General features: G+C 41.9%; 18 protein-coding genes. 6 read left to right on the top strand and 12 right to left on the bottom strand.

The annotated features are described in order from the left end of the window. Positions 1 to 4: 4 nt before the first annotated feature. Genes AC1DYB_RS28305 through fdhD form a run of 3 tightly spaced genes read right to left on the bottom strand, consistent with a single transcriptional unit; the run spans position 5 to position 3,540 of the window. Positions 5 to 2,338: an FdhF/YdeP family oxidoreductase gene (locus AC1DYB_RS28305; protein WP_477440002.1), complete on the bottom strand. Its 2,334-nt coding sequence runs from the start codon at positions 2,336 to 2,338 to the stop codon at positions 5 to 7. Further along, on the bottom strand, positions 2,277 to 2,690 hold the full coding sequence (locus AC1DYB_RS28300; RefSeq protein ID WP_477440000.1) for a DUF7009 family protein: 414 nt from the start codon (positions 2,688 to 2,690) through the stop codon (positions 2,277 to 2,279). The genes AC1DYB_RS28305 and AC1DYB_RS28300 overlap by 62 nt, the downstream gene beginning before the upstream one ends. Next, the gene (gene fdhD, locus AC1DYB_RS28295; protein ID WP_477439998.1) at positions 2,674 to 3,540 is read right to left on the bottom strand and encodes a formate dehydrogenase accessory sulfurtransferase FdhD; all 867 of its coding nucleotides are present in this window, start codon (positions 3,538 to 3,540) and stop codon (positions 2,674 to 2,676) included. Before fdhD ends, AC1DYB_RS28300 begins: the two co-directional genes overlap by 17 nt. A gap of 122 nt (positions 3,541 to 3,662) precedes the next feature. Between fdhD and AC1DYB_RS28290 the strand changes: the two genes are divergently transcribed. The 3 genes from AC1DYB_RS28290 (at position 3,663) to AC1DYB_RS28280 (ending at position 4,901) form a co-directional block, all read left to right on the top strand. Continuing rightward, entirely contained in the window at positions 3,663 to 3,905 is a 243-nt protein-coding gene (locus AC1DYB_RS28290) for a MoaD/ThiS family protein (protein ID WP_090649787.1), read from the top strand. A 139-nt stretch (positions 3,906 to 4,044) separates the two neighbouring features. Further along, positions 4,045 to 4,473, top strand: a complete 429-nt coding sequence (locus AC1DYB_RS28285) for a GNAT family N-acetyltransferase (protein ID WP_477439996.1) — start codon at positions 4,045 to 4,047, stop codon at positions 4,471 to 4,473. Between the two features lie 5 nt (positions 4,474 to 4,478). Continuing rightward, complete coding sequence (locus AC1DYB_RS28280; protein WP_477439994.1) at positions 4,479 to 4,901, top strand: molybdenum cofactor biosynthesis protein MoaE; 423 nt, start codon at positions 4,479 to 4,481, stop codon at positions 4,899 to 4,901. Between the two features lie 129 nt (positions 4,902 to 5,030). On the opposite strand, the gene AC1DYB_RS28275 is transcribed toward AC1DYB_RS28280, so the two are convergent. From AC1DYB_RS28275 to moaA, 5 genes are all read right to left on the bottom strand, one after another. Continuing rightward, on the bottom strand, positions 5,031 to 6,095 hold the full coding sequence (locus AC1DYB_RS28275) for a ThiF family adenylyltransferase (RefSeq protein WP_477439992.1): 1,065 nt from the start codon (positions 6,093 to 6,095) through the stop codon (positions 5,031 to 5,033). Beyond that, on the bottom strand, positions 6,095 to 7,279 hold the full coding sequence (locus tag AC1DYB_RS28270; RefSeq protein ID WP_477439990.1) for an NTP transferase domain-containing protein: 1,185 nt from the start codon (positions 7,277 to 7,279) through the stop codon (positions 6,095 to 6,097). The genes AC1DYB_RS28275 and AC1DYB_RS28270 overlap by 1 nt, the downstream gene beginning before the upstream one ends. Continuing rightward, on the bottom strand, positions 7,260 to 7,730 hold the full coding sequence (moaC, locus tag AC1DYB_RS28265) for a cyclic pyranopterin monophosphate synthase MoaC (protein ID WP_366087642.1): 471 nt from the start codon (positions 7,728 to 7,730) through the stop codon (positions 7,260 to 7,262). The genes AC1DYB_RS28270 and moaC overlap by 20 nt, the downstream gene beginning before the upstream one ends. Before the next feature lie 120 nt (positions 7,731 to 7,850). Then, positions 7,851 to 9,047, bottom strand: coding sequence for a molybdopterin molybdotransferase MoeA (locus AC1DYB_RS28260; protein WP_477439987.1), 1,197 nt, complete (start codon positions 9,045 to 9,047; stop codon positions 7,851 to 7,853). A gap of 99 nt (positions 9,048 to 9,146) precedes the next feature. Then, positions 9,147 to 10,136, bottom strand: a complete 990-nt coding sequence (moaA, locus tag AC1DYB_RS28255) for a GTP 3',8-cyclase MoaA (RefSeq protein ID WP_477439985.1) — start codon at positions 10,134 to 10,136, stop codon at positions 9,147 to 9,149. A 173-nt stretch (positions 10,137 to 10,309) separates the two neighbouring features. Here moaA and AC1DYB_RS28250 point away from each other — a divergent pair, with 173 nt between their 5' ends. After that, complete coding sequence (locus AC1DYB_RS28250) at positions 10,310 to 11,461, top strand: XdhC family protein (RefSeq protein WP_477439983.1); 1,152 nt, start codon at positions 10,310 to 10,312, stop codon at positions 11,459 to 11,461. Between the two features lie 19 nt (positions 11,462 to 11,480). After that, positions 11,481 to 12,068 carry a nucleotidyltransferase family protein gene (locus AC1DYB_RS28245; RefSeq protein WP_477439981.1) on the top strand — a complete coding sequence of 196 codons (588 nt, stop codon included), beginning with the start codon at positions 11,481 to 11,483 and terminating at the stop codon, positions 12,066 to 12,068. Here the strand turns inward: AC1DYB_RS28245 and AC1DYB_RS28240 are convergent, their stop codons facing one another. Continuing rightward, on the bottom strand, positions 12,069 to 12,512 hold the full coding sequence (locus tag AC1DYB_RS28240; RefSeq protein ID WP_295719540.1) for a KTSC domain-containing protein: 444 nt from the start codon (positions 12,510 to 12,512) through the stop codon (positions 12,069 to 12,071). Between the two features lie 366 nt (positions 12,513 to 12,878). Continuing rightward, on the bottom strand, positions 12,879 to 13,229 hold the full coding sequence (locus AC1DYB_RS28235; protein WP_477439979.1) for a DUF6717 family protein: 351 nt from the start codon (positions 13,227 to 13,229) through the stop codon (positions 12,879 to 12,881). 135 nt (positions 13,230 to 13,364) lie between these two features. Here AC1DYB_RS28235 and AC1DYB_RS28230 point away from each other — a divergent pair, with 135 nt between their 5' ends. Next, positions 13,365 to 13,976 carry a hypothetical protein gene (locus AC1DYB_RS28230; protein ID WP_477439977.1) on the top strand — a complete coding sequence of 204 codons (612 nt, stop codon included), beginning with the start codon at positions 13,365 to 13,367 and terminating at the stop codon, positions 13,974 to 13,976. A 154-nt stretch (positions 13,977 to 14,130) separates the two neighbouring features. Here AC1DYB_RS28230 and AC1DYB_RS28225 read toward each other — a convergent pair whose 3' ends face one another. Next, on the bottom strand, positions 14,131 to 15,294 hold the full coding sequence (locus AC1DYB_RS28225) for an aldose epimerase family protein (protein WP_477439975.1): 1,164 nt from the start codon (positions 15,292 to 15,294) through the stop codon (positions 14,131 to 14,133). Between the two features lie 42 nt (positions 15,295 to 15,336). Next, positions 15,337 to 16,392: a UDP-glucose--hexose-1-phosphate uridylyltransferase gene (locus tag AC1DYB_RS28220; protein WP_477439973.1), complete on the bottom strand. Its 1,056-nt coding sequence runs from the start codon at positions 16,390 to 16,392 to the stop codon at positions 15,337 to 15,339. Positions 16,393 to 16,515 lie beyond the last annotated feature (123 nt).

The raw sequence follows: 16,515 nt of genomic DNA, 5'->3' as shown, positions 1-16,515 counted from the left end.
AAAATCAATCTTCAAAAGTGTAAACTACTTTGTGTTTCTTGATGGTGATAAATACCAGTTTTGATGTGGGCGTATTACTTTTTTCGGCCACACTGTCAATCGGGATCAGCACGTTGGCTTCGGGATAATAAGTAGCGGTATTACCTTCGGGAATGTTGTAGGGCACTATCACAAACAATCGGGCCACACGCTCAACCCCGCCAAAGTTATTATATAGATCTACACGTGAGCCTGCTTTGAAACCGGCTTTGGCTATATCCCGTTCATTCATAAAAATCACCCGCCGCTCATTGTGGACGCCACGGTAACGGTCATCCAATCCGTAGATTGTAGTGTTAAACTGGTCGTGACTGCGAATGGTAGTCATGCGGTATTCATCGGCAGCCATTGCGTGTTCGGGCAAGCCGGCAATATTAAAGCCCACTTTATCACCAAATTCCTTACTGTTAAACTTACCTGTTCGCGGGCCGTTTGGCAGATAAAAACCCGCGGGGACGCGCACTTTTTGGTTATAGTTTTCAAAACCGGGGATAACTTCGGCAATGGCATCACGCACAGCGTCATAACTATTGGCATAGGTATCCCAGTTAACCACCGACCGGCTGCCAAAAGTAGCCTTGGCCAGGCGACATACAATCTGGTTCTCGTTCAGCAGATCTTTAGAAATGGGTTCCAATATGCCTTTCGACATCTGGACTACCCCCATCGAGTTTTCACAACTCACAAACTGCGCCTCGCCCCCAACCATGTCTTTATCGCTGCGTGAAAGTGTTGGCAATATCAAAGCTTCATCGCCGTGCACCAAATGGCTGCGGTTTAGCTTGGTTGATACATGGACAGACATTTCGAGTTTGCGCATGGCATCAGCTGTGTAAGTGGTATCCGGCGTAGCCGAAAGAAAGTTACCACCCATGGCAAAGAAAACTTTAAGCTTACCCTCATGCATGGCTTGTATTGATTCAACCACATCGTACCCATGCTGGCGTGGCGGCTCAAAGCCAAAAACCTCTTTAAGCTTATCCAACTGCTGGGGAGTTGGCTTATCAAATATCATCATGGTACGGTTGCCCTGTACATTACTATGCCCGCGCACGGGGCAAAGGCCCGCGCCGGGCTTACCAATAGCGCCCTTTAACAGCGCCAGATTAACAATCTCTTTTACAGTATCTACCCCGTTTTTATGCTGCGTAACGCCCATGGCCCAGCAAATGATGATGCGGGTTTTATCCTTCAGCATATCGGCAGCCTGCTCCATCTGCGCTAAGGGTATACCACATTCATCTGCCAGGTTATCCAGATCAAACTGGTTTAAATGGTTAAGGAATGCCGTGTAGCCTTCGGTATTATTCTTTATAAATTCATGATCAAACACCTTGCCCGGGTTTTCTAGCTCGGCTTTGTATAGCAGCTTTTCAATTCCCTTAAGCAGGGCCATATCGCCATTGATCTTTACCTGCAGATAAAGATCAGCCAGTTGAGTTGTTATTCCGATAAAGCCTTTTACAGTTTGTGGGTTTTTAAAACCCATTAGCCCGGCCTCGTGAAGTGGATTTACAGCGATGATCTTTGAGCCGTTGTGTTTAGCCTTTTCCAGGGCAGTAAGCATCCGGGGATGGTTGGTACCCGGGTTTTGCCCTATGATGATGATCACATCGGTATCATAAAAATCATTGAGGGTAACTGTTCCCTTACCAATTCCGATGGCCTCTGACAAACCAAAGCTGGTTGATTCATGGCACATGTTTGAACAATCGGGCATGTTGTTGGTACCATACTCGCGAATAAACAATTGGTAGATGAACGATGCCTCGTTGCTGGTGCGGCCCGATGTATAAAACGCTGCTTCATCCGGCGATGCAAGGCTGTTTAGCTTACCGGCAATTTTTTTAAACGCATCATCCCAGCCAATAGGTTCATAATGTGTAGCACCTTTTGGGAGATACATGGGTTGTGCTATCCGGCCCTTTTTTCCTATCTCGTAGTCATTCAGTTTAGCCAGATCGGCAACCGAATTTTGGGCAAAAAATTCGGCAGTGAGCTTTTTAGTGGTGGCTTCTTCCGCGAGGGCTTTGGCCCCGTTCTCGCAATACTCGGCAACCGGCGACCTATCGTCATCAGGATCGGGCCAGGCACAGCCAGAACAGTCAAATCCATCTTTCTTGTTCATTTTGAAAAGGCCTTCCATGCCACGCACAAAGCCCGATTCTTTTAATATATCAACCATGGCCACAGTTACCGCCGGAATGCCGGCTGCCCATGTTTTTGGTTCAGTGACTTTAAGGTCGAGCAGTCTCTCCGGGTTCTCCGCCGCCGGCTGTTTCTTGTCTTGTTTGCTCATACTTTTTGTTGGCTAAAGGGTTGGGGTAATTATCACTCTGATCTTCGGCCACACTATCCAGGCAGGTAAAATCTTTCTCAATTAATAAATGCAGATTGCCATGTTTGCCTTCAAACCCTATTTTATCGGTATCAGCAAACTCTTTGATCACCTGCTTAGGCACAAACAGGATAATGGTATTCTCCCTGAATATAGATGATATATGATCATCATCAACCAGTTTAACGGCATAGTATAATTGTTGGCTCCCAAAGTCAACTTCCTCCTGCAAATGGCCTTCCTCAGCCAGTTGTGAAACATCGCTTTTAGTAAGCCGATATCTTAATGAGTTGCCTTTAATACGTATTTTCATAGTTTGATATCAATACGCGGTGCGCCGCAGTGTAAATATTAAAATGCTCATTACGCAGAAACCCTACCAGGGTAATGTTAAATTCTTCGGCCAGTTGTACAGCCAGGCTTGATGGCGCGCCTATTGCTGCAATAATATTAATACCCGCCATGGCGGCTTTTTGCACCAGCTCAAAACTTGCCCTTCCGCTTAAAAGCAATACTGTTTGCTGTAACGGAAGCCAACCATAACCAAGGGCGGCGCCTATTAATTTATCAAGCGCGTTGTGCCTGCCTACATCCTCGCGCAGCAATAATAATTCGCCCTGTGGGGTAAATAAAGCCGAGGCATGCAAGCCACCTGTATCTGCAAAAACGCGCTGATGTCTTTGTAATATCACTGGCAACTGGCATAAAATATCAGGAATTACGGTGTCATGATCTGCATGAGCCTCAAAACTACTTACAGTCCTGATGGCATCGATAGATCCTTTACCACATACGCCGCAGCTTGATGTGGTATAAAAATTACGTTCAGTATTTTGCAGCTGAGGTACAACATCTGGATTTAGGCTTACCTGGATCACGTTTTCCTTGTTTTCGGCACAGGCAATAAAGGTGTGGATAGTTGACGCAATATCATCTGCATTTTTGATAATGCCTTCTGTAAATAAAAAACCTGTTGCCAACTCGGCGTCGTGCCCCGGCGTACGCATGGTGACCGAAATATTTTGAACCTGTCTTTGCCCCTCCTGCCCATACTCCAGTCTGATCTCCAGAGGTTCCTCAATAGCAAGTGCATCTGTTGTTTGAATACTGGTTACACCAGCAACTTTAACAATAGGTATTTGGTATGTGGTTTTACAGGCCATACTCAAATATACAATTTAGCCGACAAGTTGTTTGGACTCAAAGCCCCCAAAAGGAGCTGTTTGTATCTAATAAATTTACTTTCACATATGCATTTATGCCTTTTTTGGCCTAATTTTGAGATATGAAGATCAATGTACTTGCTTTTGGAGTAACAAAGGAAATATTCGGAAGTTCGTTGGTTAGTCTGGAATTAACCAATGATGCCACTATTTACAATTTAAAATATGTACTTGAGCAGCAATATCCGCGCCTTAAACAGCTTGCATCATACATGGTTGCCGTAAATAACGAATATGCCCTACCCGGAGATACTATTCATGAACGCGACGAGATTGCCATTATACCACCGGTAAGCGGAGGATAATCATTGAAGCAAGGATATTGGGAGTAAGGATTTTGGGATAAAGGATTAAGGACTTATTTTTCTTTTCGTTTAAACATACAATAATATAAAAATCATGATCCTTGTTCCTTGCTCTCTTAATCATTTATCCTAAAAAAACATGGGCATCAGAAAGGCCACGCTGGATGATCAGCCTTCCATATCAAACCTGCTGACGCAATTGGGCTATCCGGGAACAGAAGCTTTTTTACCTGAAAACCTGGCACAGATGTTAAGTCAGCCATGGTCTGATGTACTGGTGTATGTTTTGAAAGATAAGGTTGTAGGGGTTATAGCCTTTGATTTTTTAACACAACTGGCAGTTAAAGGCAGTTTTGCAAGGATAAGCTGTTTTGCTGTAGATGAAGATGCGCGCCATAAGGGAGTTGGAAAATTATTGGAAGAACATTTCACCAATTTGGCAAAAGAGAAAAAGTGCGACCGGATAGAAGTGCACTGCCACTTGCGCAGGGTTGACGCACATCGCTTTTATGAACGCCAGGGTTACCATGAATCGCCAAAATATTTTTTCAAATCATTAATTGATTAGGTGCTATGAACAACATACAAATATTACTTTCGACAGAAACTCTGGATACACAAACATGCATTGATTGGATCATGTCGCCAGAATCTGGTGGGATAGATGTATTTATTGGCACTGTGCGCAATGCCACCAAAGGTAAAGCCGTTTTAAAACTTGATTTTGAAGCTTATGAGCCCATGGCTTTTAGCGAAATGGAAAAGATAGCCAAACAAGCTTTTGATAAATGGTCCGTGCAGAAAGTTTTGATCCATCACCGTACGGGCACATTACAGGTTGGCGAAATACCTGTGATCATTGCCGTATCCGCCGCACACCGGGATGCAGCCTTTGAAGCCTGCCGTTATATTATTGATACCCTTAAGCAAACTGTACCTATCTGGAAAAAAGAAGCTTTTGAAGATGGCGAGGTTTGGGTAGCTGCACATCCTTAGGGGAATTTTAAACTCTAAATCCTAAATTCTAAGCTCTAAATCCTAAATTCTAAGCTCTAAACCTAAAAGATTAATCCATTTTTAATTATGCTGGATTAGTGCAATTCGATAAAATTCGTGTTAATTCAATTACTCAATAATCCCATTATAGCTTGTCAACCCGCCCTCCAGAGATAACACATCTGCCTCGGGTATTCTTTTAAGGATCAGCTTTACTGCTTCGGCGCTTCTGTTGCCGGTTGAGCAGTATAATACTTTAGTATTGGTACTGGTAAAGTAGGGCATGTCCTCTTCCAGCTCGTCTAAAGGAATATGGGTACCTCCGATATCATAGGCATCACGTTCCTGAATTGTACGTACATCAATTAGTTCAAGAGTATCATCTTCCTGCATGCGCTTTTTGAGTTCCTGCGCAGATATGGTTGGAAAAGTAACCGTAGTAGCTAAACACCTGATATGGGTTTTGGTAACCGAGCCTATTTTAATAATACGACTTTGCATGCTTTGCGCATCAAAGATCAATATTTTGCCGGCAAGCAGCTCACCTGTATTGGTGATATATTTGATCACTTCGTTGGCCTGCATGCTGCCAATAATACCTGCCAGTGTAGGAATTACCCCACCCTCGGTACAATTAGGAATCTGGGTAGCATCTACCTGCGGAAAAAGGTCACGGTAATTGGGAGATCTTTGTCCATCCTTATTCGTTACATTCCATACGGCTACCTGGCCTTCAAACTGATAAATAGCACCATAAACTAACGGCTTTCCGCTTAAAACACAGGCATCGTTTAGTAAATACCGGGTCTCGAAGTTATCGGTACCATCAACCACAATATCATATTGGCTTACAATTCCCAAAACATTATCTGAAGTGATCTTTTCTCTGTGCGGCACCAGTTTTACACCCGGATTTTGCTTTTGCAAGCGCTGGCAGGCAAGCATAACTTTTTCCTTCCCCACATCGTCTGGCGTATACAAAATCTGGCGATGCAGGTTACTCACCGATACCACATCAAAATCGGCTATGCCTATTGTACCCACTCCTGTTGATGTAAGGTATTGTGCTGCCGGGCAGCCAAGGCCCCCCGCACCTACTATCAGTACTTTTGCCTGCTGTAAAAGTTCTTGTATAGCATCGCCGAATCCTGGTAACGCTATTTGGCAACTATATCTCAGATCGTTGGTATCCATTAGTTTGTGGCTGTTTTTTGGTGTATAACCCGTTTTATTCTTTCCAGTTCCTCCGGCGTATTCACATTGGTTAATGCCTCCGGCTTGGGCGCGTTCAATAGTGCGATATCTGTATTGATAAGTACCTTACGCGGACAAGAATATCCCTGCGCTAAAAACGACAATAACACAGGATAACTTTTCGGCTCCCAAATAGCAATAAGCGGTTCGGGAAAATCAGTTACCGGGCTGTGGTAGGCAGTTGCAACAGACGAACTGTTTCGCCAGGCAACCAGGTTACGCAAAGTGCCCTCATCCATCAAAGGTAGGTCGCAGGCAATTACCAGCCAGGCGCTATCCGGCCTTTCCCTAAACGCCGATAATATCGCCCCAAAAGGACCAAGCCCGGTAAAGGTATCTTCTAAAGATGGATATTGATCATCTATCTCTGTTTGCTGGCCGGGCCTGCAGGAGATAAAAACTTCGTTACAATAAGGCTTTAACATATCGGCCATGTGGTAGCGCTGTGGCTTACCATGCCAATTTACGTTGCCCTTATCAAAACCCATGCGGAGGCTTTGCCCACCGGCCAAAACCAATCCGTTTAATACGGGTTTGGCCTGTTGCAAATTGGTTTCAAAAAAAGCGATTATTTTTTCCCTGTCCGATAATTTGTAAATGGGGATCTGCTGCCAGTTTGGAATGGCCTCCTTTATAAAATCAAACAGATCATCGCTATTATCGGCTAATAAAAACAATTTCACGTTGGTTAATTGTTCAACCCGTTTTTGCAGGGATGCCTTTTTATTAATATCGATAATAACAACCTGCGCACTGGCCTGTTGGTGATTACCGTTTACCAATACCAGGTCGGCATTGGCAAATTGCTGCTTAAGCTGGTAGGGCATCAGCGGGTTTTGAAAGTTGAACTGCTGATAATTTACCTGGTTGGTATAATCTAATATAGCCCTGCTTGCAAGCCTGCCCGGCATCTGTACAACATCGTCGTTGTGAGTTGTATCGGCATAAGCGCAATTATAGGTTGCCGATAACGCTGTTATGATATCATCGGCCAATAACTTTATTACTGTACATGGGCCGCCAAGAATTGCCCATTCATTTCTGCCAAAATTCCCTGTGGATGGCCTTGCCAGTTTGGCGTGTTTTTTATGTTTGCCTTCGGGGCTATGCTCGTTTAAAATCACGTTTACCTCCTGTTTTTGCTATCAGTTTGGTTTCTTTTATCACAATATCGTGGCTCATGGCCTTGCACATATCATATACGGTGAGTGCCGCTACTGATGCGCCAACCAGGGCTTCCATCTCAATACCTGTTTTAGCTGTAATGCTTGCGGTGCACTCTATTACAATTTCCTGCTGTTCATTTACCTGTATAGTAACCTGGCAGTTATCCATTCCCAAAGGATGGCAAAGCGGTATCAGCTCGCCGGTTTTTTTTGCGGCCATGATACCTGCAATGATCGCCGTTTGAAAAACGGGGCCTTTTTTGCTGATCAGATCACCATCAATCAAATGTTGCAGCACTTCATCCGGCAAAACAACGATACTACGCGCGGTAGCCGTGCGATGAGTAACCTGCTTTGCAGATACATCAACCATTGATGGGTTGCCTTGTTTATCTATATGGGTTAACATATTCAATTTTATCTGAACTCGAATTAAACGAATTTTTAGAATTTAAGAATTGCTTTGCAGATGGTAATTTATGTTTGCGGAAATAATTCAGGAAATTCTATAAATTCCTGAAATTCCGGTTCAGACAAATCTCCATATCCTAAACACCTCTCCCCTTTTAAAATCTTCCCTTTCCATAGGTAATTCTAAAAATGCTTCGGTATCTGCTAAGTTAGCAAAATCACCTGAACCATTTCCTTCTACCGGCGAAGCTATTAACTGCCCTTGAATATTACTGTTCAATTTTACCTGCAAATAATACTGCAAAGCCGGCTGAAACCGAAAATCTTTATCTATTACAGCATAAACATGCGGTTGTTGCGGCAAGCCTAAAGTTGCTCTTAACCATGTTAAAAAATAACGATGCAAACACATGAATGTGGCCACCGGGTTGCCTGGAAATGCAAAGACCAGTACTTTGCCCTGGTATGTACCAAACCAAAACGGCTTACCGGGGCGTTGCGCTACTTTATGAAAAGTTTTTTCAACCTGCAGATCCTCCAATGCCTGTGGGATGTAATCAAACTTTCCCATAGAAATGCCTCCACTTAGCAGCAGCACATCATAATTTAGCAGGCATTGCTGTATCTGTGCCTTTGTAATTTCGGGATCATCCGGAATATGCAAAATATCCGGCTGGAGCCCCTGTTGTTGCAAAACTGCCTTTACGGTATAGCTATTGGATTTGCGGATCTGGTATGGTGATGGTGTTTCATGTACATCAACCAGTTCATCGCCAGATGAAATAATAACCACTTTAGGCATTTTTTTCACCAGTAAATGGGTTTTACCAACAGATGCAGCCAGGCTGATGATTGCCGGCGAAACCAATTGGCCCGATGCTGCCAATACTTCACCCTGCTTTTTATCAGCGCCCCGGATATGAATGTTTTGATCTTGCTTAATTTCCTGGCCATGAATACTGGCCAACCCTGCCCTGATCTCTACATCCTCGTACCGGATAATTGTATTGACAGATGCAGGCAATACCGCCCCGGTCATGATCTCGATGCACTCGTTTAACTCAGTTATTTCTATTGGTTCATCGCCCGCTGCCTGGGTTGCCTTGATACGGAATGTGCTGATACCCTTTTCAATGGCCTGGTAATTTATGGCTATACCATCCATAGTTACCCGGTTAAAAGGAGGCAGATCCCGATCTGCTGTTATATGTTCGGCCAGTACTTTACCTAATGCCAGTTCAAAGGGTATGGTTTCTTCGCCATAGTGCTTTATTTGGGCAAGTATTAATTTTTCGGCTTGTTCAACAGTTGTCATAGTTTTAGTTAAAAGCTAAAGGCAGAAAGCCTAAAGCGTTTTCCTTAATCTTCGAAGTGTATAAATATAAAAACCGTCATTGCATCAGCTTTCAGCTTACTATCCGCCAATAGAGGCCATTGATTCATGGAGCCCCGGGTGTATTACGCGCAGTTTTTCGGCCTCCCAGCCATCTTTAGCACGGTTTCCAAATGCATTCAGCAAAACAGTTTGCAATTCATCATCGCTGGTACCAGCCCGCATCAAATCCTTAATATTCAAGCCGCCATCGTCATATAAACAGGTTTTCAATTCGCCTTGTGGGGTAATCCGGATTCGGTTGCAGGTACCGCAAAACGTACGCGAATAGGCCGCGATGATTCCAATTGTACCTTTATGACCCGGTATTTGATAATTATATGATGTGGAATAAGCCGGATCTGTTAGTTTTTGGATCTGTGGATATTTGCTTTTGATCTCATCCAGGATCCGTACATAGTCCCACTGTAAACCAGTGTAAACGTGTCCGTCGCCATTAAAGGGCATCTCTTCTATAAATCTTACACTAACGGGCAAATCTTTGGTCATTTCAACCAACGAAATAATATCCTGTGTGTTTTTACCATCCATTACCACAGCATTTATTTTCACCTCCATATCATGTTGCAGCAATGCATCCAAAGCTGCCATTACATTGGCAAACTCATCGCGGCGGGTAATGGTAAAAAAGCGATTGGCATCCAGTGTATCCAAACTTAGGTTTACAGAGCGCACACCTATTTTTTTAAGTTCGGGTACGTAAGGTGCCGTTAATACTCCATTTGTAGTAATACTGAGATCCTGTAAACCATCCAATTGTGAAATAGAGCTGAGCAAAGTCATGATATCTTTACGTACAAAGGGCTCACCACCGGTAATACGGATTTTTTGGATACCCATTTTTACCAACAGGGCACAGCTTTGCAGCATTTCCTCGTAACTCATCAGTTCCTTACGCGACAGCCAGTTAAGGCCATCCTCGGGCATACAATAAAAACAGCGCAAATTGCACCTGTCCGTCACCGCAAGGCGGAGGTAATTGATCTTTCGGCCGTGATTATCTATCAGCAAGTTATAAAATTTACGATGTATACAATTTAATTAACAAATTTGAGGTTTTTAAGTTTAATGATCGTTACTGTAAAAATAAAAATTACAAATTTGACCATTGTGGTTTAAATGTACTTTTTATAGCTTAGAATTGAGAATATTAGTCTATTCAAGAATATTATCGAATTTACTACGTGAAAGAATTAAAAGACATCGTGAACGCCTTTGATAAGGCAGATAAAATTGGCTTACAAACAGCATTGGCCACGGTTGTGCACGTGGAAGGCTCCTCATACCGCCGGGCAGGCGCCCGTATGCTGATCACTGAGGATGGGCAGCTTACCGGAGCCATAAGTGGTGGTTGCCTTGAAGGCGATGCCCTGCGCAAAGCCCGCCTGGTAATGGCCCAAAACAAGCCTATGCTGGTTACTTATGATACTACCGACGATGATGATGCTAAATTGGGTGTTGGCCTGGGCTGTAATGGCATTATCCATATTTTGATTGAGCCTATTTTTGCCAAAAAACAGGATAACCCGATCAACCTTTTTAAATTGTTTTTGAGCAAGCGCGAGCCTGTTGTGCTTGTTACGCTTTTTACCATGAACAACAAACAGGCAGCACAACCGGGCACCTGTTTATTGCTTAATAAGGATGAACGGATAATTGGAGAGTTTCCTGACGATGAGATTAAAGATGCATTACTTACAGATGCAAAAAATGTACTGGTAAACGGCAACTCGGTAACCAAAACTTATTTATATGGCGATAAGTTTACCTGCTTTATTGAATTGATGCAACCTGCGGTTTCGTTAGTGATATTTGGCGCAGGTAATGATGCTATACCATTAGTGCAAATAGCGGCTACACTGGGCTGGCTGATATATATGGTTGATGGCCGGTCAAACTACGCCATTCCTGAAAGGTTTCCGCTTGCGGAAAAGATTATCATATCAAAACCAGAAAACGTGTTGCCACAGATTATTATTGATGAACGTACTGTAATTATGCTGATGACACACAACTATAATTACGATCAGTGCGTATTAAAGCAGCTGCTATCGCTCAGCATCTCTTACATAGGGATATTGGGACCAAAAAAACGCTTGCAAAGAATGCTGGATGAGTTTGCCGATGAAGGCGTAAAAATTACTTCAGAACAATTAGAAAGCGTATTTGGACCGGCAGGTTTAGATATTGGGTCAGAAAATGCTGATGAAATTGCGCTATCCATCATTGCCGAAATGCAGGCAGTTTTAAAGAAAAGAGCAGGTACATCGTTACGTTACAAAACCAATATCCATAACCGCGAACCGGAACAAATTATACGGCAGCCTATGCTATAACCGATAACCAATTAAGCCAATGACCGGGATAATTATACTCGCTGCGGGCTCTTCAAGCCGCTTTGGATCGCCTAAACAGAACCTTATCTACCAGGGGAAAACTTTACTGCAGCGAGCTATCCAAACTGCAATCACTTCTGCCAGCTGTGAAGCGGTACTGGTAGTACTGGGAGCCAACGAAGACGAGATAAGACCGCATATATCTGACCAACAGGTGAATATCGTTTACAACCCCCAATGGCAGGAAGGTATGGCCTCATCTATCAGATTAGGGATATCAGAACTTCAAAGGCTTGAACCCTTAACAACATCAGTTTTGTTAATGTTATGCGACCAGCCATTTGTAGACCCCTTACTTATTTACCAGCTAACCGAACGAAAAACAGAAAACGATAGTGGCATTGTAGCATGCGAATACAAAAGCACTTTTGGTGTGCCTGCTTTATTTGATGAAAAATATTTTCCTCACCTTAAAAGTTTAACAGGGAATGAAGGAGCAAAAAAACTGATCAATTCATATCCCGAAGATGTAGTATCGGTACCTTTTGCCCTGGGAGCTATTGATATCGATACTATTGAAGATTATGAACGATTAAATAACCGGTAACTACGCTGTAGCCACCAGTTTATTTACGCTTCTGTAAACATACTCGTTATAGATATGCCTGCGGGCAAACCGGCCAGGCGAATCGGCATTAATCAGTTTTATATAAACCGCCTTAGGTACATCAAAGTATTCATAGGCATTGCCATCTAAAAAAGTAATTTTTAACACCTGCGATTTATATTCAAAATCAGCAATATTTGATGAAGAAGTTGTAAGCGTGTATTCGTTTAACGATTGACCGCGGGTTTCGGGAGCAATACTTACCAAAAAGTGGTATGCTTCAATGATGGTTTTACTTTTCTCTTCAGCCTCAATCCTGCTTTCATCCTGGAATTTATCCGGATGCCAGGTTTTCATCATGTTGCGATAGTTGGTTTTTAATTCCTGTAGTTCGGCAGCTTCGTTTACGCCCAAAAGTTTCCTGTAGTCGACAATTTTTTTCATGCTATTAATTTAATTTTATTGTCGTTGAAGCAGAAGCGTAAAAATTAAGTGCTTTGTTTTCAAGAAAATAATGGCGCAAAGGTACACTTTTAAAATAATAATTTATAGGCTGCGTTGCGAAATGATTTTAACTTGTTTTAAGGTTAATATTTAGGTTACATTAATGCTGCCGGGAGAAGTGCACAATTGCGTTTCCTGCTCGCAAATTCAACAGCTCCCTTATCGTCTCTGTACAGTTGGAGACGCAAATATGAGTCTCTACTATTTAAACATACAGATGAAATTACGCCACAATAGAAATGTTATTTATCCTGCTGTTTTAAAGCTACATTAATCAACAAAAAACACAAGGAGTGATGTATAAAATCAAACTTTCCTGAAATAGATCATGGAGGGTAGTTTCCCAAATACATATTCAGTCACTTCGCACAGCCACATTTCCTGATTCAATATTTCGCCGTTGTATTCTTTTAACAGGTAGATGCCACCACCTATTTGCTGCGAATAATCGTGGATCAGTTGAAGCGTGTCTGCTCCATCAAAAGATTCTTCAGCCAATAAAAGTTCAACCTCATTGCTCCCACTACCAACATAGTCGAGCATAGCATCTGCGCCCTCCACCATTTCCAGGTCGGCATGTTGGCCTTGCCAGTCGGGGATATCGATGTACCATCTGTTGGTGGGTTCTTTAATAAATTTGTAGGAGGTTTGGGACATGGGGATAAAATTAATTAATAGGGGTTGAAAAACAATACAATTTTTTGTTTTTTATTACCATATTGACCTGTAGTTCGTAACTCTGTTTCACCGCTCATTACAGTTAATGATGTATCTACATCCCCAAATAAATTTATGACGTCTCAGGAAAACCTTCCAAAGGAATTAACAGCTATTTTAGATAATCCGGAATTTGATGATGAAGCGGGTATTGTTATAGAATCGGTAAAGTTTATCGAAGATAATCTTTACCTCACATTCGCCATACGGTTTTATGAAGATACACCACAACAGTTATGGCAATTATATATTGAAGATGTTAAGGAAGAGAAAATAATTAATGGTTGGACGCAGGATATTTCACTATATAGTGAGCATCCTTTGCTTTTAAAATACAATGACACTCATACAGAACTTTACTTCAACGGAACCACCAATCATTCACAGGAACTTTTTGTTGATATTTTTCAATCGATTCTACAATTATCTGATAATACGAATGACGTTTTTAAATATATTTATCTGCCCGATAGCGTAAGCCAACTTAGTAAACAAGGTTATGGGCTATTTGCCCGAGGGCCAAAAACAATCTTAAACATATACCAGCAATGTTTAACCAGGCAAGGTATAAAAGCATATTTTATTGGTGATATAGAACGCTCAAAAGGGGATGAACAATTAATGCTATTTAAATTAGGCGAAAGTCATGTAATTGGGCAGAAGTTTTTGTTTGAGAGACTGGAATAAAATACACTGCTCATCGTTGCCATTAGGCACATATTCCATGTGCTTTATATCTTTAGTTAGTCCCTACTTCCTCGAGAGACTCCATTATCACAGTAAAACAAAAAAGGTTCCACCCAACGGCAGAACCTTTTTTTATATCTAAAAAATTATCAGCTTATTTAACCACCGAAAACTTGTATAATGATTGTGTTTTGTAAGTTTCGCCAGTCTTCAATTCGGTTGATGGAAATTGAGGTTGGTTCGGCGAATCTGGATAATGCTGGGTTTCCATAGCAAATGAGGTACGGAACTCATCTTTTAAACCGCGTTTCATGGCGTTTTTGGCTTGCATAAAGTTACCGCTGTAAAACTGTAAACCTGGCTCCTCGGTATATACTTCCATTTTTATACCGCTTTTATCGCCAATTACTGTAGCTATCGGGGCTGTAATATCGTGTTTGTTCAGTACATAGTTATGATCATAACCTTTGCCATTTTTCAACTGCTCGTTATTATCATTTATCCTTTTGCCAATAGTTTCGGCGCTGGTGAAATCAAACGGGGTGCCTTTTACACTTTCAATTTTCCCGGTAGGGATCAAACCCGCATCAACAGGGATATAGTTATCAGCATTAACCTGTACCAGGTGGTTTAGTATGGTACCGCTGCCTTCGCCATTTAGGTTAAAAAACGCGTGATTAGTTAGGTTAACTACTGTATTTTTATCAGTATGCGCTTCGTAAACGCATTTAAACTCATTATTATCAGTTAAGCTGTATATAACTTTTACAGTTAAGTTGCCCGGGAAACCTTCTTCCATATCTTTAGACAAGTAACTAAGTTCCAGTGTTGATGAATCAATCTGTTTGGCATCCCAAACTACACTCTGGTAACCATTTTTACCGCCATGCAGGGTATTTGGCGGATTGTTGATAGATGATTGATAATCCTTACCATCCAATTTAAAATGACCTTTGGCAATACGGTTACCATAACGGCCAATAGTTGCACCATAATAAGGCTCGGTTGAATTTACAAAACCATCCACACTTTCAAATCCCAAAACAACATCAGTAAGCTTACCGGTTTTATCGGGCACTAATAAACTAACTATACGACCACCATAATTGGTGAAAGTGGCAGTTATCCCATTTTTGTTTTTAAGGGTATATAAGTGGGTTTGTTTTCCATCGATTGTTTTTTCAAATGCTGCAGCGGTGGTTTTGGTACTATCCGTCATGTCGTTTGTTTTCTTTTGGGTTGAAGTTTGATTACAGGCGGCCAAAGATAAACAGGCCGGCAACATTATTAATGATAGATTTTTAAATAAATGATTCATAAGTAGGTTTTTTATGGTTGGTTTAAAATTAGTATTTTTTGCTTATCCTTTAACCTTATAATGCACTTCACTCAAATTCCTTAATCTCTCGGCGGCATACTCAGCTGTGATATCACGTTGAGGATTAGCCAGCATTTCGTAACCAACCATGAATTTTTTTACCGTTGCTGATCGTAACAAAGGTGGATAAAAATGCATATGCCAATGCCAGTAAGGGTGTTCGCCCATATTTACCGGCGATTGATGCATCCCGGCAGAGTATGGAAATGATGTTTCAAACATATTATCGTACCTAACCGTTAGTCTTTTAATAGCATCAGCAAGGGCTGTTTTTTCGTCATCGGTAAAATAAACAATACTGGTAATGTGCCTTTTGCTTACTATCATGGTTTCATAAGGCCAAACCGCCCAAAAAGGAACTAATACCACAAAGTGTTCATTTTCGAAAATAATGCGTTCCTGGCGTTTTAGTTCCAATGCAATATAATCACCAAGCAGGCTGCGGCCTTTTTGCTCGAAATGATTTTTCTGCTGCTGGGTTTCTTTAGCTACCTCTACAGGGATGCTATTTTGAGCCCAGATCTGGCCGTGTGGGTGCGGATTGCTACAGCCCATAATATCACCTTTGTTTTCAAATATCTGGATGTGTTTTATCCATGGGTATGATGAAAGATCCTCAAATTCAGATTGCCAAACATCAACAACCTTCCTGATCGCGGCTGTTTCCATCTGCGGCAAAGTAAGATCATGCCTGGGCGAAAAACTGATAACCCTGCAAATTCCCTTTTGACTATTAGCCACCAATAACTCGTCATCATTTAAACCACCATCCGGTGTGTTCAGCAATAATGACGAATAGTCGTTTGTAAAAACAAAGCTTCCTTTGTAATCGGGATTTTCACTACCATCAGCCCGTTTGTTTGTGGGGCAAAGGTAACATTGCGCATCATACTGAGGTCTTTCATCGGCTTGCGTTGCCTCCACCTTACCCTGCCATGGGCGTTTGGTACGATGAGGCGATACTAAAATCCAATCACCAGTTAAAATATTTAAACGGCTATGCGGATGCTCTTTCAGATCAAAACTGTTATTGTCCATTGTATTTTTGTACAGGTTTTATTGGCCACGGGTAATTGGTTTGTACCCTTTACGTTTCAAAAGTAAAAAAATAAATGTAAACCTTACATTTAAAATAAAAAAGTTGAAAAAATCTTCTGCCTG

The sequence above is a fragment of the Mucilaginibacter sp. P2_A4 genome (assembly GCF_056405015.1).
The sequence above is the reverse complement of the archived record's forward strand: the minus strand, read 5'-3'. Positions and strand labels throughout refer to the sequence as shown.